Origin of the sequence: Flavobacterium sp. FlaQc-48 (assembly GCF_044007335.1) — a bacterium.
Taxonomy (GTDB): Bacteria; Bacteroidota; Bacteroidia; order Flavobacteriales; family Flavobacteriaceae; genus Flavobacterium.
Genome location: NZ_JBIPCR010000017.1, coordinates 11907 through 34102, shown reverse-complemented (window position 1 = coordinate 34102; position 22196 = coordinate 11907). Strand labels below are relative to the sequence as shown.

The 22196-nt window shown below is 36.2% G+C and carries 11 protein-coding genes; all 11 read right to left on the bottom strand.

The window, feature by feature from the left end; genetic code table 11:
- Positions 1 to 19: 19 nt before the first annotated feature.
- The gene (locus tag ACHRWY_RS21730; RefSeq protein ID WP_395357495.1) at positions 20 to 3031 is read right to left on the bottom strand and encodes a SusC/RagA family TonB-linked outer membrane protein; all 3012 of its coding nucleotides are present in this window, start codon (positions 3029 to 3031) and stop codon (positions 20 to 22) included.
- A 250-nt stretch (positions 3032 to 3281) separates the two neighbouring features.
- Positions 3282 to 5462: an alpha-N-acetylglucosaminidase gene (locus ACHRWY_RS21725; protein WP_395357494.1), complete on the bottom strand. Its 2181-nt coding sequence runs from the start codon at positions 5460 to 5462 to the stop codon at positions 3282 to 3284.
- A gap of 472 nt (positions 5463 to 5934) precedes the next feature.
- Positions 5935 to 7980 (bottom strand): cytochrome c biogenesis protein CcdA, encoded by a 2046-nt coding sequence (locus ACHRWY_RS21720; protein WP_395357493.1) that lies wholly within the window; start codon positions 7978 to 7980, stop codon positions 5935 to 5937.
- A 143-nt stretch (positions 7981 to 8123) separates the two neighbouring features.
- Positions 8124 to 10943, bottom strand: coding sequence for a M16 family metallopeptidase (locus ACHRWY_RS21715; protein ID WP_395357492.1), 2820 nt, complete (start codon positions 10941 to 10943; stop codon positions 8124 to 8126).
- 207 nt (positions 10944 to 11150) lie between these two features.
- On the bottom strand, positions 11151 to 12539 hold the full coding sequence (locus tag ACHRWY_RS21710) for a TlpA family protein disulfide reductase (RefSeq protein WP_395357490.1): 1389 nt from the start codon (positions 12537 to 12539) through the stop codon (positions 11151 to 11153).
- A 27-nt stretch (positions 12540 to 12566) separates the two neighbouring features.
- Entirely contained in the window at positions 12567 to 14042 is a 1476-nt protein-coding gene (locus tag ACHRWY_RS21705) for a retropepsin-like aspartic protease (RefSeq protein WP_395357489.1), read from the bottom strand.
- A gap of 6 nt (positions 14043 to 14048) precedes the next feature.
- Positions 14049 to 14921, bottom strand: a complete 873-nt coding sequence (locus ACHRWY_RS21700) for a thioredoxin family protein (RefSeq protein WP_395357487.1) — start codon at positions 14919 to 14921, stop codon at positions 14049 to 14051.
- A 75-nt stretch (positions 14922 to 14996) separates the two neighbouring features.
- Complete coding sequence (locus ACHRWY_RS21695) at positions 14997 to 16487, bottom strand: PKD-like family lipoprotein (RefSeq protein ID WP_395357485.1); 1491 nt, start codon at positions 16485 to 16487, stop codon at positions 14997 to 14999.
- Positions 16488 to 16521: 34 nt separating this feature from the next.
- Complete coding sequence (locus tag ACHRWY_RS21690; RefSeq protein ID WP_395357484.1) at positions 16522 to 17295, bottom strand: DUF4843 domain-containing protein; 774 nt, start codon at positions 17293 to 17295, stop codon at positions 16522 to 16524.
- A gap of 15 nt (positions 17296 to 17310) precedes the next feature.
- A complete protein-coding gene (locus ACHRWY_RS21685; RefSeq protein ID WP_395357482.1) occupies positions 17311 to 18756 on the bottom strand; it encodes a RagB/SusD family nutrient uptake outer membrane protein in 1446 nt (481 codons plus the stop codon).
- Positions 18757 to 18761: 5 nt separating this feature from the next.
- Positions 18762 to 22085 (bottom strand): SusC/RagA family TonB-linked outer membrane protein, encoded by a 3324-nt coding sequence (locus ACHRWY_RS21680; RefSeq protein ID WP_395357480.1) that lies wholly within the window; start codon positions 22083 to 22085, stop codon positions 18762 to 18764.
- Positions 22086 to 22196: the final 111 nt, after the last annotated feature.

Below are 22196 nucleotides of genomic sequence, written 5' to 3'. Positions count from 1 at the left end.
AATTTTTAGAATTTAATTTTTAGAATATCACGTTTAAACCAAACAAAAATGTTCTGGTTTTTGGATAGAAGTTATTTGAATCTACACCTGGAGCGGTTCCTCCTTGTTCTACTTCCGGATCAATTCCTGTATATTTAGTAATGATAAATAAATTATTTACTGTTTCGTAAATACGGATCTTTTTGATGTATTTACCCACTTTACCAAAATCATATCCTAAAGTTAAATTGTCTAATCGAAGGTAACTTCCGTCTTCTATAAATCGCGTCGAATACTTATAGGCATTCAAATCATTGGGTGATTCATTTTGAGCATCAACAAGAATATTAGTTGTCATTGCAGTACTTGGTCTGAATAGATCGGCACGTGTTGCATTGAAAATTTTATTGCCAAATACCCCTCTAAAAAAGATATTCAAATCGAATTTTTTGTAGGTGAAATTATTATCCCATCCCAATAAAAACTTAGGCTGTGCACTTCCTGCATAATGGTAATCTGTACCAATTGCCGGAGTAGTTGTTAAGCTTCCGTCTCTGGCAACATATTGAGAAACGCCATTGGCATTTTTACCTGCATACTGAAGTGTAAAGAATTGTCCCAGAGGTTTTCCTTCTTTAAAAATTTGCAGGGTACTTCCTGTCTGACCACCTCCATCAGGCTGTACTCTTCGTATTGAATCTCCTCCAACAAATAATGGATTTTTCAATTTTGTAATTTCATTTTTGTTCGTTGAACCATTTATAGTGGTGGACCAGCTGAAATTTTTAGTTTTAATGGCATTAATACTCAAAGATCCTTCAATACCACGGTTTGACATATTACCCCCATTGGCCACAATTGTTCCTACGGGTACTAATACCGGATTTACGGCATAGTTAAAAATCATATCTGTAGTTTTCTTTTCATACACATCAACAGAACCTGATACTCTCCCTTTTAATATGGTAAAATCAAGACCAAGATTTGCGGTTGCTGTTTTTTCCCATTTCAAATCCGGGTTAGCGGCCTGATTGGGTCCATAGGCTCCAATTTGTTGTCCGTTATAATAAAATGTTCCCAAACTTCCTGAGATAAACTGTGCCGTATAAGCATTAAATCCTGAAGAGTTACCGGTTTGTCCCCAGCTTCCGCGAAGTTTTAAATCGCTAAAAACATTTTGACCTTCCATAAATCCTTCTTTATCAATTCTCCAGGCTCCCCCTACCGAAGGAAAGTACCCCCACTGATTGTTGGTTCCAAAAACAGAACCTCCGTCTCTTCTAATCGTTCCCTGCAAAAGGTATTTGTCTTTGTAATTATAATTTAAACGGGCAAACTGAGAAATCAAACGTCTTTTTTGGTAAGCTCTGCTGTCTCCAAAATTCACCACATAACCGTTAACAGATGTATAATTGCTCAAAGCAAGGTTATTGTAACTCACATTATCTACAGGAAAATTAGTTGCTGTTGCCTGAAATCCGTCTCCCAGAACATCTTCCTGCCACGAATAACCAATCACGGCTTTTATCTTGTGAGAACCAAAGGTTTTATCCCAGTTTAAAAAACTCTCCACTATGGTATTGCTGTTTTGGTAAGAATTTCTCAATGCTGATCCGTTTACACCAAAATTCACTAATTGTTTTACCAAAGGCGGATCTGGGTTGTTGTAAAAAGTGGCACTATTATATTGCTGATAATAACTATCATAGAACTCACCGTGCAATGAATTTAATTGTTGGTACGATAAATTCAGATTATACGAGAATCCGTAAGGAAGCTTTAATTCTGCCGTAAGACTACCTACAAAATTATTGGTTTTTGTATCATCATCTCCATGCTCTATTAAAGCTACCGGATTGAAGTAACTGGTTTGAATGAAATTTTCAAAAAATGAGCCGTCTGCATTTCGAATTGGCGATACCGGAAGATGGCTTATCGATTGTTGAAGAACCGTATTACGCTGAGGAACATTGGTGTACTTCGTATTAGAATTGGTTACATTCAACCCAATTTTTAAATGATCATCAAATGCGAATTGCTCTACAGCTAAACGTGCAATTATTCTGGAAAAATCACTGCCCAAAAGAACTCCTTCTTTATTTACAGCGGTTACACTGGCAAAATAATTGCCATGTTCACCACCTCCGCTTAAAGAAAGGTTATGACTGCTGGACTGTGCCCCTGAACTTCTAAGAATTGCTTTTTGCCAGTCTGTATTGGCACCTTTATCATTTTCGGGTGTAAAATTTAAATTGTTCTTCACGGTGAATGCTCTCAATTGATTTGCATCCATCATGTTCAGCTGGTTTGAAACATTCTCAACACCAAAATAATTGCTGTACGTAATTTGAGTTCTGTCTTTGCTTCCTCTTTTTGTTGTGACCATGATTACTCCATTTGCAGCACGGTTACCATAAATAGCGGTTGCCGCAGCATCTTTTAAAACATCAATCGTAACAATATCCTCTGAGGCAATAACTGAAATATCAACACCCGGAATACCGTCTACCACATAAAAAGGTCCCTGAGAACTGTTTAATGTCGATACTCCACGTAAAACTACCGAAGATTGTTTGGTTGGATCACCACTGGTTGAAACATTAAGCCCCGAAACTTTTCCTTGCAGCATTTGTCCCACATCGCTGATTACTCCTCTGTTCAGTTGATCTCCTTTAATAGAAGCTACAGCAGTCGTCAGATTTTTACGGGATCCTTTTCCGTAACCTACCACCACTACCTGATCTAAGTTGGTGGAACCCGATTGTAATTTAATGGTGTAATTGGTTTTTGACGCGTCCAGTTTAAGACGTTGTTCTTCAAATCCTATAAAGGAAATGATTAGGATCGCATTTTTATTGGAAACAGTCATTTTAAATTTTCCGTCAAAATCTGTTACAATGTTATTCGAAGTACCGCTTTCAAGTACGTTGGCCGCAGGTAACGGCATACTTTTTTCATCGAGGACTACGCCTGAGATTTCCGTTTTCTGTGCCCATGAAGTAATCGATAAGCCCAGAAAAAAGGTTAATAATAAAAGCTTAAGTTTTTCCATATTCTTGTTTGGTTAATTGGTTAAATAGTAAAGCGAAAATAATAGTTCAGACGTGTTAAGTAATGGACAAGTTATTCAGAAACATGGATTTTTTCAGTAAACCTAGTGCTGATAAGGCTTTATAGATTTGTTTCATTTTTTTAGTATCCCATAAAAATAAATATTGACTGACAAAATGTTTACGGAACGAACTTAATTTTAGAAATCTGTTATCATTTTTTGAACTGAAATTAACGTAATGATAATGTTATTACTGCATTTCGGCACTAGTACACCAGTTGGTTTCCCATTGTTTGATCACTGCCCTTTCTTTTGATTCTACAAATGGTGTATTATGGACTTTTGACGCTCTAAACGCGGTCAGAAACATTTTCCATCTGGGCCAGTAAAAACCTTTATACATACCGCGCCATGCCCTGGAAGCATAATCATTTAAATGGCCTTCTCCGCCCCAAAGCGTTATTAAGGTTTTGGCATTTTTTACATACAATTTTGAATCTGCCGAATGGGTTCCATATGCTGATGCCGATTTCAGCCAGTAATTCAAATCGTTTAATGGTTGTCCTGCAAGCTTGCTGTCAATATCTAAAGCCTGTTTCTCTATTTGTTTGAAAAGCTCATCGCCTTTTTGTAGGTCTCTGGCTTCGTACGCTTTTACGCATGCTATCAGTAAATCATCTGTAACCAGCGAATAATAGTGTCTGGAAACATCCAGTACATCATAAAAGTAAAGGCTTTTTTTATCGAAATTTTTGCTTTCTTTTTGCAAAATATCCAACGCTTGTTTGAGTTTTTCTTTATCGCCGGGATTTCCTTTAAATTCGGTTATTTTTAAAGTTGGTCTTTTAAAAAACAAATACGCTCCGGCCCTATCATCCCACCAGCGTGTTTCCCAATACTTTGTACTATACACTGATTCCAGTAACAATTGCCAGGCTTTAAAAACGGTATCTGAAGCATTTTTTCCGTATCGTGCCTTTAAATAATGCTGTAACCAATCGTTTACGGACTCTTTTCCTTGTGTCCACGGAAGATCATAGACATATTCGTAAACTATTGAATTGTTGTTTAAACCTTCGGGCATGACGCCATAACCTACAACATTGCCTTTGTTCGCGTTTTTCAATAAACCGGTCAGTTCATTTTTGTAAAAGTTTAAATCTCCATACACAGGATTTGATCCTCCGTAATTATGCACATAACCATACGTCCATTGTTTACCGTAAAAAGCTTCCTGATTTTCCCAGACTTTATAGCGATCGTTTGCATAATCCTGAATAATGAGTCTGTCGTTGGGTACTTTACTCAGGAAAGCACGGGTGGCTTCTTTGGTCCAGAACTCTTTGTTATCGCCAAAAAGCCAGCCTTGCATCACCCACGTAGCTCCGGGCGAAGCTTCATTAATGGTTTCAAAAATTGCTTTTCCGTAATCTGATAGTTCTTCATATTTATTTTCCTGAGAAACAGGCGGGGTTATTTCATTAAAAGAATCTGCTAAATAAAAATCAGACTGCCCGTATGTTTTTGTGTAGAGTTCTATAAACTTTTTTCCGATTTCTTTAAACAACGGATCTTTCGAGTCTAATAAATAGGTACTCTCAAAACCTCCGCCTGACCAGTCTTTTAATTCACTAATTTTCGACTCCGGATGTTTCTCTGCAAATGCTTTGGGTACATACCCACTAAAAGCGGGTACAACAGGATGCATGCCCAAAGCTCTCATTCTTTGCAGAATCTTTTTTTGAACGGCTTCTTTTTTATTGATCCATTCTTGCGGTAAAGGTCCTTCAAGACTATTTATATTCCCCATTCTTTGCCAGGGCAGGAATGCAGGTCCTGCAAAATGGGCTTGCAATTCGCTATCTGTTAATCCGTACGATTTCCATAATTGTTGCCAGACCGCTTCTTGTCCTTCCATTGCTGTAGGCAGATTAATTCCGTGCAATGCCATCCAGTCGATTTCCTGTTCCCAGCGTTTCCATTCCCACCACGGCGTTGTATAACCAAAGGTGCAGGCGTTTAGGTATTCTCTGTATTTAAATGGCGTAGTTTCTTTTTTTGAATACTTAGGCCAGGTTTTGGGCAAATCAATTCTGTTTCCTTCCCAGCTTACTAAAACGGCCCCAATATCTCTAAGAAAATGATATGCAGCATAACAAATTGCCGTATTTGATGTTCCCTGAATTTTGACCCGGTTTGCTGAGGTTTCTACTTCAAACCAATCTGAATTGCTTTGATCTTTGTTTTCAACAATACGCAAATCAAACTCATTTGCACGATTGCCTATAATCCTTTCGAGTACTTCTGAGGCAATTTTACTATCGTCTGTAGTTTTAGCATAAGCATTTGAAGCTAACAAAAATAATATTCCTAAAAGAGGAATAATTTTGAAGCGTTTACTGTTTCTGTTTTTTATACTCTTTTTTCTCATATATACCCAATATTTATCAAATTAACACTCCCGTTACTCCGTCTGAAAATTGACGTAAAAAAATAGGGAGACTTATCATTCATCTCCCTGTTAAAGTGAGTTCAATACAACCTAAAATTCAAATTAATAACCAACAATTTGTCTTACAGGCATCCTCTTTTTTAACTAGTCGTTTTTCCGGATCCGGAGATCAATTGTATGATCACCAAAATTTAAAGTTGTTATGAAATCATTTATTTGGAGAATAGTTTTGAATTTCTAACAAGACCACTAATTACATTTCTACTGATTTTAGATCTGAAGAAGATGATTGAATGATAAAATTATAGGGAATGAATCGTAAAAAGATGGACATATCTTTCAACATTATAGACAAATCAGTCACTATTTTTATTGGGGATTATATGGTGAGTTTCACAAAAAAAGGGAACAGTTTTTTAAAACTATTCCCTTTTTACGCTGTATGTTTAGACTACTTAAACTTAGAAATACCATCCTGAAGCCAGTGGTAATAATTTTCAATATCCGGATTGTAAGCAGAAGGTGCTGTCAGGTTAGTGCTCTTATGATCTACCATTACATAAAAAGGCTGTGCGTTGGCTTTATAGGTTTTAATTTGTAAATCGCTCCATTTATTGCCAATGGTTTTGATTTTTTTGCCTGTGGTTTCAGAAACGTATTGTTCGTTTTCAGGCAATTCTTTTTTATCGTCAACGTACAAGGAAATCAGCACTAAATCATTTTTTAAAACGTCTGAAACTTTCGAATCCGACCAAACCAGTTCTTCCATTTTTCTGCAATTCACGCAGGCATATCCTGTAAAATCAAGTAAAACGGGTTTTCCTGCCTTTTTAGCGAATTCCATTCCTTTGTTATAGTCATGAAAAGTAATGATGTTTTGGGGACCAAATTCGGCTCCTTCGGGTAAAATTTCCTTTGTTTCCGATGTATTTTCAGAACCAAATCCGTCCGGTGATTCGCTGTAATGCATGGGTGGCGGGAAGCCGCTGATTAACTTTAATGGCGCTCCTAAAAGTCCCGGAATTAAGTAAATCGTAAAACTCAGCACAAGCAATCCGAAAGTCAGTCTTCCTACTGAAATATGAGGTAAAGGGGAATCGTGAGGCAAGGTAATTTTTCCGAATAAATAAAAAGCCAAGACGCCAAAAACAGCAATCCAGATCGTTAAGAAAACTTCTCTTTCTAACCAGTGTAATTGTAAAACCAGATCGGCATTGGATAAAAATTTGAAGGCCAAAGCCAATTCTAAAAAGCCTAAAACTACTTTTACGGTATTCAGCCATCCGCCCGATTTGGGCAAGGCATTCAGCCAGCCCGGAAAAGCTGCAAATAACGAAAACGGCAATGCAATAGCGATCGAAAACCCTAACATCCCAACAATTGGCGCGATTCCGCCTTTTGAAGCGGCTTCGACCAATAATGTTCCTACGATGGGCCCGGTGCAGGAGAAAGATACAATGGCCAAAGCCAAAGCCATAAAGAAAATACCGATTAGACCCCCTCTATCGGCTTGTGCATCTACTTTATTGGCTAAGGAATTGGGTAACATAATTTCGAAAGCGCCTAAAAAAGAGCACGCAAAAACAACCAGTATAATAAAGAATATCAAATTAAACCAAACGTTGGTTGAAAGTGCATTTAAGGAATCGGCACCAAAAACGGCGGTTACTATTGAACCTAATAAAACGTAAATAATTACAATCGAAAATCCATAAATCAAAGCATTCCTTATTCCGGCAGCTTTGGTTTTGCTTTGTTTTGTAAAATAACTTACCGTCATTGGGATCATCGGGAAAACACAAGGCGTTAATAAAGCTGCAAATCCGGATAAAAAAGCGATAATAAAAATGCCTGAAAAACTTTTTGAATTCTTCTTTTGAACCGGCTTTTTAAACTCTTTTTTTGTTGTAATTTCTTTAATCGGTGTTTTAACCTCAGCTGTTGCTTTTGATGCCATAACTGCCGCTGAATCTGACGGAAGGAGCTCTTTTGAAATTTTTCCTTCTCCCTGATCGCTAGTTTCTGTTTTTGCAATTATGGCCTTCGGGCTCACATTAAATTCAATTTCCTCAGTACCCGGCGGTAAACAATTTTCATCATTACAAACCATAAATTCTATTTCGGTTTTGATTTTAAATGCTTTTGAAGAACTGATTTTAATGCGCTGTTTAAAGGTAGTTTCTTTTTCAAAAAAAGTAATCGCCATTTTAAAAACAGGATCATTAATGATCTTGCCTTTTTCTTCTTTTACGGTTCCAAGTAATTGAAAATCGGGGCTTTTTATGAAATTAAAATGGGTTGGAATGGGTCCGCCATCGGCAACATTCTGACTGTATAAATGCCAGCCACTTTCGATGATGGCGTTGGCCTGCAACTCATATTCGGTATCAGAGATTTTTTGTACCGTTGTTTGCCACCTGATAGGATTGTAGAGCTGAGCTTTTGCTATTATCGAAAACAATAGCATAATGCTCACCAAAAATAGGTTCTTGTTCATGGGATAAAATTTTAAAGAAGAGGGTTGCATAGCAAAACAACCCTCTCTGTAATCCGCTATAAAAACTTATTTGCTTACTAATTCAAAATAATGATCTATAGGGAAAAAATAATTAGACTTTTTATAAAAGTTTGTCACAAAAATTACAATAAGGGTTTGTAAACGACTTCATAAGATTTGGCTTTTGCGAGAAAAGAATTGGCAAAATCCTGTATATCTTTTTCAGTTATGGCGTTTACAATCGAAATGTAATTTTTAGGATCATCCATATTGTAGTTGTTTTTAAAATAATTATAGATTAGTTCCATGCTGTAATTATTAAAATCTTTACTGTCTGTTCTGGATTTTATATAATTTGTCCTGGTTTTCTCTACATCTTCTGCGGCAATTTTGCCCTTACGAATGTTGTCGATTTCCTGATATACAATGGGTAATAAATGCTCTACTTTATTGGCATCACAGTCAAAATTAATGGTAAGTGAAGCGGTTGGTTTTGGCCATTTTCCTAAACCGGAATTTACCTGGGCTCCATAGGTTCCGCCTTCTTTTTCACGCAAACTTTCTGTATATCTTAATGTGAGGATATCGCCCAGGAAAGAAGCCACAATTCTATTCTTTTGAGAGTAATTAAAGCTTTCCTGATATTGTATTCTAACGGAACTTTTGGGCGTTTCCATTTTCATAAAAACATCTTTATCGATTTTATCTGAAACCCATTCTACGGTATTGTCTTTGAATTTTTCCTGACGCTTAACGCCATTGATACTGGCAAGATATTTTTCTAATAATGGTTTTAAAACTTCCGGGGTTACATCGCCAACAATGTAAAACTCGAAATTCGAAACATCAGCAAAACGATCCTGGTAAACCGATTTCATTTTATCGAAAGACAAATCATTAATAAACTGCTGGTTCATCATTCTTATTTTTGGATTATTTTTGCCATAAACAGCCACTGTTAAACTGTCAGACATTTTAGAACGAATATCTTTTTCTTTGTTTTTCAGTCCGTTTTCTAATCGTTGTTTCAACAAGGCAAACATTTCAGTATCAAATCTTGGTTTTACAAAACGCAAATGCACCAATTGCATCATGGTTTCGATATCTTTTACATTAGCCGAACCTGAAACTGTCTCGGTCAAATTATCAATATCTACAGAAGATCCTGCTGTTTTTCCGGTTAGTACTTTTTCTAAATCAGTGCTTGATAAGGAACCAATACCCGACATCATCGCCAGCGTTGCGGTACGGCTTACAGACGGGATATCTTTGGGTTCATATAAAGACATTCCGCCGGAACTTTCGGCTTTTAATTTTACTTCTTTTTTGTTTTTATCGGCAAATTTATAATGCACTTTTACACCATTGCCCAGTATATAAGTAATCGCATCTATTGCTTCCGTTTTTTGTTCAGCTACAATTTTTCCCGGTTTTATTGTTACATCTCCCAAAAGAGTTTTACCTGCAAAAGTGTCTACGTACGGTTTTAAAGCAGGATCATTTTCAGCTTTGCTTATGATATCAAAAGCCTGTTCCTGATTTAGGTTATTTTCATTTTCCAGTCCTGTAACTGCCACTACTCTATTATTTGGGGTGTACAATTCAGTCAATTGTTTTTGAAGAATGACTGTATTAAGATTTTTAAAAATCGTTTTCTGCATTTCAAATTCAGCTACGGGATCGCTGATTATGTCATGTTTTAAGTAATCGTCTTTCACCATGCCAATTACACTTTTATGTGAGATCTCATTAATTTTCTCCAGGTAATTTTCATAAGAGGATATATTTTCGGCAACAGCCCTTTCGATTTCTCCTTTCGAAAATCCGAATTTAGACGCACGAATCCATTCGTTCATGACTGCGGTAAAAGCAGCTTGCTGTTGATTTGGTTTTGGAGAAACACTGGCAAATAAAATATCGTTTAAACGGCTGTAATTCTGATACCCAATCTGAGCTCCTTTAAAAGGACAATCTTCTTTTTGCGCCATTTCAGACAATCGGTTATTAATTAGTGAAAAGGCGATGCTTCGTTGTGTCGATTTTTCTAAATCTGCAAACGTCCCGGTTGGTTTTTCAGCCGAATGACGAATCATATAAATGATGTTCGAAGACGAATTTTCTTTGTCTAAGGCTAGTTTAAAAGTGGGTTTATCATGATCAGGAATGGCGATTTCAAAACGTTTTTTCGGGTTTTGAGGCGCTGGAATATCCGCAAAAAGCTTTTTAATTTTCGCCTCAATATCATCTGCATTGATATCTCCTACAATAGCTATTGCCTGTAAATCCGGACGATACCAGTCTTTATAGAAATCTTTTAAAACCTGATAATCAAAGCTTTTAATAATTTCCATATCACCAATGGGCTTGCGGTCTGCATACAAACAATTGTTGTAATAAAATGGCGAAAGCTGATCGTAAATACGTTGTGATGCATTTTGCCTCGTACGCCATTCCTCAGTAATTACTCCACGTTCTGCATCAATTTCTTCATTGGTCAACGACAAGAAATTAGACCAGTCGTGTAGTACCAACAAACAGGTATCGACTACTCCGCCATCCTGCGACGGAATATTATCCAGATTATAAACGGTTTCATCTGTGCTGGTGTAAGCGTTGATATTTTTGCCAAAAACTGCGCCTTGTTTTTGCAGTGTATTTAAAATCCCTTTTCCTTCAAAATGTTTGGTTCCGTTAAACGCCATGTGTTCCAGAAAATGCGCCAGCCCTTTTTGTTGTTCGTTTTCTAAAATAGAGCCTACGTTTTGAATGATATAATAACTTGCCGTATTTTTATTAACCTTTGTGGGATAAATGTAATACGTCATTCTGTTGGGTAAAACGCCTTTTTTAATTTTCTGATTGACTGCAATTGGGTCGTTTGCCTTGAAATTTTGAGCCTGAACAGCCAACAAGTTGGCCATTATAACAAAGAAAAGAAGTGCTGGTTTTTGTTTATAAAACATATTATTTTCTTTTTTTTTTTAAATGTTGTGCTTAATTTTTAAACACATAGAAACATAGTTTATTGGTACACATAATAAGGCGCTTTACTTTTTTAAATGCACATAGTTAGCGCTGTAAAAATCATGATTTTTAAAAATATCTTAATTCAAATTTTAAAGATCTATGTTTCTATGTGTTTTAAATATTTTTGCGTAAAGACAGCTTATTTACGACTTTAATAATTTATCCAGCTGTACTCTCAGTTCAGGATTTGACGGACGAAGCGCATCGGCGTTGATGATGTTTCCTTTGGTGTCAAACAATAAAAATCTCGGGATGGCATTGACATCGTAATTTTTGGCCACATCAGAACCAAAATCTTTATCGGCCATGATCTGAATCCCTTTTAATTGCTCTTTTTTAACGAAGTCTTTCCACTTTTGATTGTCTTTTGATTTATCTAATGAAAGGCTGATGAATACAATATTTTTTCCGTGATAGTCTTCTTCGATTTTTTTCATGTACGGAATTTCAGCTTTACAAGGACCGCACCAGGTTGCCCATAAATCGATATATACCAATTTGCCTTTAAAATCTGAGAATGAAACCGGTTTGTCATCGATGTCTTTATACGTAAATTCCAAGCCTTTTTGCCCTACATTTTTATGCAGTACTTTTTCATATTCTAATAAAAATTCTTTGCTTTTCTCAGAGGTTAAATACGGTTTTATAAGGGGTGCCACTTTTTCATATTCTTCAATTTTCATGCGTGAAGTTTCAATAGCATCACGAAGAAATGCATCTTTTAAGGCAGGATCTGTAATGTGCGTAATGGCTTCCGGCATATAATCTAAACGTTCCGGGCGGTTTTCACTGTTAAGCATTTTATAAAAGAAATAACTGGACATTAAAGAAACCCCATTGGCTAATTTTAAAAGATCAGGATTTGTGAATTTCTTGTCCACCTGCCATTGTTTAAATATTGCCGGACGATCATCTTTATCAGGAAATGCAGTTCTTGGCATTTTGAAAAAGTAATAAGATAAATCTTCAACATCTGTTTCAACTGCCAGTTTTAGTAATTTATTAAATTCCGCATCTTTTGTATTGATTGTTTTTTTGAATGCTTCGGCTTTCGCCAAACCTCCATCTAAAAACGGGTAAAAATCAACATAAGTGACATTGCCGCCCAGTCTTGAAAAAACTGAAAATTCATTATAAATTTCATTTGCTTTCTGAACTAAGGCATTCTGTCCAACATTTTTTCCTGTCAGTACATAACTGTCTTTACTTATAGCCAGGTTAATATCCAATTTGGGTTCCAGATACAAACGAATTAACTGATTTCGGCTTTTAAATTGTCCATAATCAACATAATAAAATCCTGAAGTTGTTATTGGCAGCATAAACCCAAATTCGCCCAAAGCGTTTAATTTAGAAGTGGCTACTACAACAGGTTTTCCGTCGTCGACACTGTGAATGGTAATTTCTTTGATTTTATTATTGGTATTGGGAATGGTTCCTTTAATAACTGCATATTCAGAAATAGAGGCTGCAAAACCAAATTGAGCCATAAAAAAGGCTGCTAAAATGAGATAAAATGTGTTTTTTTTCATGAGATTTAGTTGTTTTTTAGTTGTTAGTTATAACGATATTATAATAGATTGACCGGCCTGCTCAATGATGAAATCTTTGGTTTCTTTAGTGGCTTTTAGCTTTTTAATGGTTTCCGGATTGCGTAAATCGGCCATTTCAAAATCATTAATCTGGCTTATTCTGGCGCCTGGTTTTATCTTTTTCAACTCTTCATTTTCGGTATTCATAATTCTTTTTATGATTAAATTATTCTGATCATCAAAATCTAAATCAAGTCCGGCCAAATAGAATGATGAAGGCTTTTTAAAACTATTATTTGGTTCTAAATAGACGGTTTTATGCAATAAATCAATCGTAAAATTGAAACGTCTGATTAAATCAACTCCAAGTGAACCATCGGCGGAAGCCCAGTTTTTATTGTCTTCCTGATATTCCTGTAATGCGATGGTCACGTTTGGAAAATTATTTCCGTTTATCGATACATTAGGAATTGCTCCGCCCATAATTTGCGTTTGATGTCCTAAACTATGATTAACCGATGTATACTCCGTTTTAAGACTTTGCTGTAAATTGTGTTTATGATTAAAAGGTCCGTAAGCAATTAAATCATAACCAGCTCCGGTATCAAAAGTAAAATTGCCTTCGACCGATTTTTTATCTTCAAAAGTCAGGCTCATTTTTACGACCGGCAAACCTGTCTTATAATCGAAAACAAGCGGTTTTGCTTTGCCATCATAAATAAAATTTCCAAAATTATAGAGGTCGATTGTCTTCGTATCGAAGTTGACTTTGGTGATATAATTGCGAAGTAAATTGGCTCCGAATAATCCGTCGAAAACACCGCTTTTGGGAAATATTACCAATCCCTGATTTGGAATTGTCTGATTGCCAATACGAATGGTATTATTTGCTGAATATTGAACCTGCTGACTTCCGCCTACAACAGATGCCGATTTATTGCTGGTGACCACAACGCCGGCTTTGTAAGCGCTGTCCGGGTTTAAAGCCATTCCGTCGGCTCCGGTATCGAATTGCATTACAAATTCACGGTCCTTATCGTTGAGTTTTATTTTGATAGCGATTCCGCCTTCTAAAATTTCAAACGGAATACTGGCAACTTTTTTTACTGCAGCATTTCGGTCTACTCTGTATAATCCGTCAAAAAAAGTCACGTATAACATTTTATTTGCTGCATTGAAAACTATTTCTGAAGGCTTCTTTTCTTTTCCTTTAAAGAAAAAATGTACTGCAACGCGGGTTTCTGTTTTCGTTACGGTAGATTTCCCAATTTGCAAAGAATCTAAAGCCGGAAAAGCTTTAAAAATGTTCGTTAAATAAAATTCATTTGAAGACGAATCACCAACACCCACATTAAATTGTGGTGCCAGCAACTCTTTTACTGCGTTGTAATCTTTATTTTGAAAGGATCGTTCAAAAGCTTTCAAAACTTCGGGAATAGTACTTTTTTGGGCATTTCCTATAAAACCGACAAACAGGATTGACAGTACCAATACTTTTTTCATACCGGATTATTTTTGTAGTGTATACGGATTGTTTGCTGCATTTACTGCTCCAAAATCTTTTAATAAAATGCCTTCAAATTTTGTCCATTCCTGAGCAGAAAAAATGGGTTTTACCTCTGCCATTATTTTTTTTAATGAAGCCAAATCATTGTTTTTTTCGAATTCTTTTCTCTTATGCTGTAAAATACCAAATACATGTTTGGTAACACTTGCTTTTCCATAATCTGCGTAAAGTGTATTTACATTTTTCAAAAAGAAATCATCATATTGTCTTCCAATTCTTAATCCGGTAATGATAACAAAAGGTATTTCAGATAATAATGAAGGCTGTGCTTTTAAGTAAGCATCTGCTGCCTCAAAAGAAACATTTCTTTTGTTTGCCATATAGGCTTGCTGATAAAAATCCGGATATTCTTTTTCCTGAATTTGAGGGCTGTATTTTTTAAAAACCCCTTTTTTAGCGACTTCTTTTGCCTCTTGAAGTAAAGCGGTAAATTGATCAACCTCCTGAAAACCTGAGGCAATATCAATCACTTTTCCATCAGCATTTAAAAATAAAAAGGTTGGGAAACCGGTGACTCCGTATTTCATGCACAATTTTTTCCCAATTTCTTCTTTTAGAATATCTGATTTGAAAGTGACGAAATCCGCCTTTAAAATTGCAGCAACTTTTGGGTCAGGAAATACGTCTTTTTCCATTTCGGCACAAGGTGCACAACCTGTGAAATAAAGATCTGCAAAAATTAATTTATGTTCTGTTTTTGCTTGTTTTTTAGCCAGTTCCCAACTTTCATCTGTAGATGACGTTTGAGCGTTTACGGCAATAGAAGTCCAGGCAAGCAGCAAAAATGCACTTGCAGTTTTAAAAATAAGTTTCATAAAATGTGATTTTTTTATAAGCCGAATGCATGTTTACCACCCATTCGGCTTTTTTAATTATTTAAAGATTTTTAATTATCGCAAACGGTAAGCAACATCAACAATTTTGCATAAACCTGTATAGGTATTATCCAAAATCAAATCTCCGTTTACCGGCGGAACTGTAAACAATTCCAATTTACCTGTTGTGCTATAACTGCCAACAATTAGTTTATTTGTTAAACCTTTTGCTGCTCTTTTGTTAAAACCTAAATAGGTAACTTCTTCATTTCCTTTATCGAGCATTAATTTTGCCGATTGAGTTCCGTTGTCGTATTCATATATTTTACTGCCAACGGCATAAAATAGATATCCTGAATCCGGGCTTACGGCAAATTTGGTCGCTTTATCAAAATCCGGGGCATTCAGGATTTCTTTGTAATAGGTTTGTGCAACAGCGGTCGTAAATCGCAATAAATAATATTTGCCTGTTGTAATGTTTTTAAGAACAGCAAAGCTTTCCGACAAATTAAACGCCGAAGTGGTCATGTAAACCAAATCGCAGTTGGTATTATTCCAATCTAAAGCTGTTGCTGAACCCACAACCGGAGGCATTGCGGAACAATTGCCTTTTGAGTAACTGTAACGCACAAAACGATGTAAATCCTGATCAAAAAACACGGGGATTCCTGTTGAAGTGCTTTCTGCAATAAAAGGTGCAGCCTTAAAGGTTTTGGTTTCTAAATCTACCTTATTTTGTGGTAAACCATATTTAATACCCTGTGTTCTATTAAAGTAATAAATATCGCCGTCTTTGTAAATGTAGTTTTCAGCTGATCCCGGTGATTTCATAAAATCTACCCCAAAGTTTGTTGAAAATGCCCCTCCAACCGTTTCATATGCTATATTTTGGGATTGGGTCCAGGCAAATGAATCAGGTTCAAGCCGTGCCGTTCCGGATTCAGATGCCGTTACATACACGCCATATATAATCGTTCCTGGCAACGGTCCGCTAAAGCATTCAACATCGACTGCTTTACCGCTTAATTTTAATGCTGACCCTGAAGCATCCAAAACATCGGTTATAATACGGGGCTGAGCAACTCCGGGAATTATTGAAACCATATCTAATCGCGCTTTTCCGTCAACATTACCAATAACCATCCAGCCTTCATAAATAGAAGAAACTACATTTAATGTAAATGGTGTTTGCTGCCATTCTATTCCTGTTACTTTATCTCTGATAAAATAATAAACAGTATATTTTGCGGGCGGTAATTTTAAAATACCATCGAAATTTTTGGTTGTTGCAATTGTAGTTCTGGACTCAATAGCCAGTTTTGCAGGATTTACTGCAACCCATTCATACCCGTAACGATCAGGATTAGTTCCATCGTCTAAAGTAGGGTTTGTATTGGGTGCAATCTTAAAATATTCACCTGTATAAGTCGTATATTCTTTTTCAATTCCCGTTGCTTTTAATTCATTTATAGCCTCGTAATCATAATTTCCTTCGTCGCTGACACAACCATATGCCAGAAAAAGAAGCAACAGCAAAATTGCTTGTATTTTTATATTTTTGAACATCGTTTTGTATATTTTAAATTAAAAAGAATGATTTTTAAGGAACGATCATCTCCGTACCATCTATTTCATAAATTGTATTTCCTGAGGCTTTTTGATCGGCCAGATAACGTTTCATGAAATTTTGATAATACTGAAATTCCGCAATTGACAACCCCGGAGATCCCAGGGCCTGATTGAAAATTTCAGGTTGGAGATTCATCAACTCACACATGAGGTAGAATTTTTTTGCGGTAAAAACTCCTAAATATGGTGCATACCAACCTTTAGGCTGTGTTAATTTGTCATCAAAAGATATTTTAAAACGAACAAAACTCATGGTTTTCTGAGTCAGGACATTCGTTATTTTTGTCTGCATCTTTGTGGTGAAAAATTCATTTTCTTCCAGATTTAAAACCATTGTTAATCCTTTTGTTTTCATGTCTTCCGTTCTGTGAACTGTTACGGCAATTGTATCTACTTCTTTACCGGCATGCATGACAATATTTTCAGGCAATGAAAAGTGCGTGCCTAAAACTGCTGTACTGGAAGGGTCTACGGTAACTTTTACTTTACGATCGACATTGCTTACAGTACCCTGAACCCGTATTGGCAGAAGAAAAACTTTTTCTGTAATGGCAGGATTGTCTAAACCAAAACTAAATCCTGTACTATCTGTCAATACCTTTGCTCCATTTATTGAAATAGCAAAAACAGATGGCGAAAAATAAATGTTATCGGTGTCTTGATATGCCTCTATACCGTCCTGAGTACAAGATGTAAATCCTAAAAAGAAGATAAAGAACAGGCTTAAAATCACTATTTTTTTCATGTTTTCTTTATTAAATTATTGAAAATTAATTTCAGAATCCGGCATTGGCACCACATATTGGAGGGTTCCCATGGTGACGTTTCCGGATGCGGCTGAACCATTAGGAATGGCTGTAGAATTGATTCTTTTGTAATAGAAGAATAACTGTCCTTCGCCTATAAATTCTTTTCGGTATTCTTTTGTAATTTCTGTTGCCAAAACGGCTGTAGCGGCTAAATTGCCCAAACCTCTATTGAAACGCAGCGTGTTTAAAAATGCAATACCATCAGCCGGAACCGGAGCAGTTTCAGCAGCGATCAAATACATTTCTGACATTTTAAACATCGGAATCTGTAAACGGAAAAGCATCGTTTTATCAGTAACATCTTCATATTTATAAAATGTTTTTTGGGTTTTTCCTCCTACAACCGGAATTTTCCAGCTTGGCAAACTTCTGTAATCATTGTCATTCGATTCAAAAACAGCATTTAATCGGCTTAGCATTGGTGAATAAATATCAAACTCTGATAAACTCGCGTCAAAAAGCGCTTTTTGTTTGGTATATAAGGTATAATCGCTAAGGGCGAAGAAATTCTCTGAAGAAAAAGTACGATCGGGATTTGAAGCATTGGTTGCTTCTAAAAATGGTGTCCAAGGGAAAAAAGCGGTCGATTTTGTAAAATTTATAATTTCGTTTGCTACAACTGACGCTCCTGTTTTATCTCCTGAATATAAAAGAACACGGGCTTTTAAAGCTTTTACAGCTATATAATTCATCCTCTGTCCTCTCTTTGTCGCATAGTACGGATTAGCTTCAAAAGCTGTTGTTGTTCCGTTTCTTCCAACAGTAAGTATAGGATCATTGGTTAAAAGTATCAGTGATAGATCAAGATCTGCAAGTATTCTTTTAATTACTTCATTAGCAGGTAAAATAGGGTTATTTGCGGTTACGAATTTATCGTAATAAGGTATTCCGGGATCATTAGGTGATACTTTGTAAATTGGCCCAAACATTCTAAGCATATCAAAATGAAGCATGGCTCGAATGGCAACTGCTTCTCCTTTTAAAAGATCTGCTTTTTCTTTAGAAACAACTCCTTCATGCTCGTCTATACTTTCTAAGAATTTATTGGCTGACAAAATAGTGGTAAAGGCTTTTTCCCAAATAGCTGAAATGGTTGCTTTTGGTGTTGATTCGGTATAAGCATAAGTTGCCATTTTACTTTGCTTGTGAGATCCTGACATGTTGTATTGTTGTCCAAAAATCTCTACAGCATCCATAGTCAGCTGTTGGCCGTATAAATTATTTGATGCCAATTGAAGGTAAAGCCCGTTGTGTGCATTTTGAACTCCGGCTTCTGAACTATAGGTTTGTTCTTCTAAAATTTTGTCTTGCGGTACCACATCCAAAAAATCACTACAACTACTAATAATAAGCGATAGAATAAAAAGGAATGTTACTTTATATAAATACTTTTTCATAATGATTAAAATGATAAGTTTAAACTAAGTGAATAGATTCTTGAAAAAGGGTAATCGATACCACGTTCTGCCTTTATAGTAGATACTCTAAAAAATTCGTTGGCTAAGGCATTAAATCCTAATGCTGTTAATCCGTTTCTTTTCAGCCATGCTCTGTCAGTTATTCTGTATCCTAAACGAATCGATTCTCCGGAGATGTAATCATCTTTCTGGATAAAACGGGAAGAGATTGGCGTAGCATTTGTTAAGCTAATGGCTTTAAATTGTGCCATTTGTCCAGGTGTTGTCCAGCGATCTGTAAAGGCCCTGGCATCCTGATTATCAAAAATATTATCTTTAGAAATGTTCTCTACTTTATCGTATAAGGCAGAGTTAAATCGATCTGCACCAAAGCTGTATCGCACGAATAATCCGAAACTAAAACCTTTGTAGGTTAAGTTTGTTGAAACTACCCCTGTTGCGGTTTCTCTGGAATTTCCCATCACGACTTCATCTTTTTTATCTAAAATAAAAGTTGTTTGTCCGTTTTTCTTTAAGAACACTTCTCTTCCGGTGGCAGGATCAATCCCTAAAGAAGGAACTGCCCAAAGATCGTTGCTGCTTGCCCCATCGTAATATCGTGTTAAGCTGGTTGTTTTTTGTGCTGCATCATTTAAAGACGCCAGTGCATTATTGAAACCTCCTAATTCATTACTTCCTGAAGCCGACATGATACCAACGCCCCAAACAAAGTTGTTACTTAAATCATAGATAAAATTGTAGTTTATTTTAAGCTCAAGTCCTTGAGTTGTTAAATATCCCACGTTTAAAGGATAAGCATTTACACCTGTTGAAGCAGCAAGATCTATGGCTACTATTTGAGGTGAGGTACGACGGCGATAGGCGCCCAATGTTGCTGTTAATCTATTCCTAAACATTCCTAAATCCAGTCCAACAGATAAATCTCTGGTTTTTTGGGCTTCCAGATTTGGATTTGCAATTTGAGAAATTCCTAAACCTGCGCCAAAAACGTTTGTATTGGCATCATAAGTATATACATCATAAGAGGCAAAACCTACTAAATTCTGGTTTCCGGTCTGCCCTAAATTGGCACGTACTTTTAAGATATTGACAATATCTTCGTTCATTTTAAATTCGTGGTTTAAATTCCACCCAATTCCCACGCCCCAATAAGGGGAGTATTTTTTGTTTGTTCCAAAGTTGGTTGCTCCAGAAATGGTTTGCGTAAAATCGAATAAAAATCTTCGGTCGTAAGCGTAATTGATTTGGTTGGTCAGATCAACGCTTCGAATTAATTCTGTATAAACATTTGGCTTTGCGTTGGGTTCATACCCAAAAGCAAATGACGGATTTCCCGGAACGCCTATTGGAAATCCTCGCAAAGCAGATAAATAAGAATTGTTTCTGGTTTCCTGAGCCGATGCCCTAATCGTATAATTGAAGGAATGTACACTACTGAAAATATTAGAATAAGTAGCGCCAAGGTTGGCATTCCATTTATTGGTTATCGCTTCATTTCTGGTATAAGTTCCTTTTTCTGTCGCAATCTTATTGATAAAACTTGTGTCATCAGGCGATACAAATACGGTTCCTATAGAACTATTTCTGGAAACAGATAATGCACCGGTAGTTTTAAGATGTGGGTTTACATCATAATTGATTGCAAAGTTGTTCGTGAAATTGAAATCATTCCCTTTATCATAACTTGGCAAAGAAACGTTGTAAAGTGGATTAGCGGGATGGTTTACTATTACAGGCTGATTTGATGGTATTGGCAATGAAGAACCATCTAAGTAACGTGTTACCACTCCGTTTTCATTCACCTTTGGATAATACGGACTTGCTTTTGCCCAGGTTTCAAAAGAACCGTATTGGGATTCCTGATTGTTTCCGCCCGAAACAAAAAAGTTATTATTGATGCTTAATTTATTTTTTCGGTACGTTAAGGTTGTATTATATCCCCAGGTATTGTGTTCAGAACCTTTCATGGTTCCGGTTAAAGATTTATAATTTGCGGCAATATTAAATCTAAATTCTTCTGATCCTCCTCCAAAAGACAAACTATGTCCTGACGTAATTCCCATCTGGATTGGCTCATTTAACCAATAGGTGTTTACGCCACGACGTACAGCGGCTAAACGTTTATTATACTCCTGGTCCCAAAGGTATTGCGTTGCGGCAGTTGAACCGGCAGAAGTAACATAAGCACCGGAAAGTCTTTCGAATTCTAATTTTTGTTCGGCATTCATTAAATGATACACACTTAAATCTGCTAACTCATAGGAGGAATTATATACATAAGAAAACTGTAATTGTCCCGGCAAAGGTTTATTCGTTTCGATAACCACAACACCGTTGGCAGAACGGGATCCGTATAAAGCGGTCGAAGCAGCATCTTTCAATAACGTTATACTCGCAATTCTGTTAATATCTAAATCGACAACCTGCTGTAAAGTAGTCGGAAATCCGTCCAGAATAAACAACGGCTGATTCGGGTCGTCCCTAAACTGACTGTCTACCTGATTTGCTGTTAAACTCGTTTGCCCCCTTACCTCGATTGTAGGGAGAATATTAGGATTTGATCCTACTAAATTATTATTCAAAACAATAAAAGACGGATCTAAGGATTTTAAAGCCTGAACGGCATTTTGAGTAGAGATTTGTCTTAATTCTTCTCCTCTGTATATCGTCACTGCTCCGGTAATTAGTTCTTTTTTACGAACGGTTACCCCTGTGTTTACAACAACTCCTTCCAGTTGCTTGGTTTCTTCTTTAAGTGTAACATTAATTACTTTTTTGTTGTTTACGGCAATAAGTTCAGCTCTGTGACCTATATACGTAAATAACAGGATTCCGTCATTTGGTGCCGTAATCGTATATTTTCCGTCAAAATCAGTTTGGGCCGTAGCATTTGTTCCTTTGACTTTTACATTAACTCCCGGAATTGGTTCTTTTTTTTCATTAGTGACGGTACCCGAAATTTCTATATTTTTTGATTGCTGTACTACTACTCTTTCTTCTCGCAATTCCTTTACAACAATAGTGTTTCCACTGGTAAAACTCAGATCAAAATCTTTACTGGAAAAACTGGCTTTTAATAAATCGTTTACTCTGATCGTACCTTTTTTTAAATGTACTTTGGGCAATTTTTTAAATAAATCTTCCTGATAAATAAAGGTGTAATTGGTTTGCTGTTTGATAATATCAAAAACCTCGTCAACGCTTACTGTTTTATCCGCTGGTATTACAATTTTTGCATTTTGTGAAAAAAGTTTTACTGGAGAAAAACCAAAAATTGTTGTGCAAAACAAGAAGATAAAGGTTCTCATAATGTTAATAATTAGCCCTTTTCTAAGATAGAAAAGGACACTGGTTAATTTAAATTTCATAAATTTACATGTTAATTGGTTGGTCGGTTGTTAAAATGGATGAATTGATTA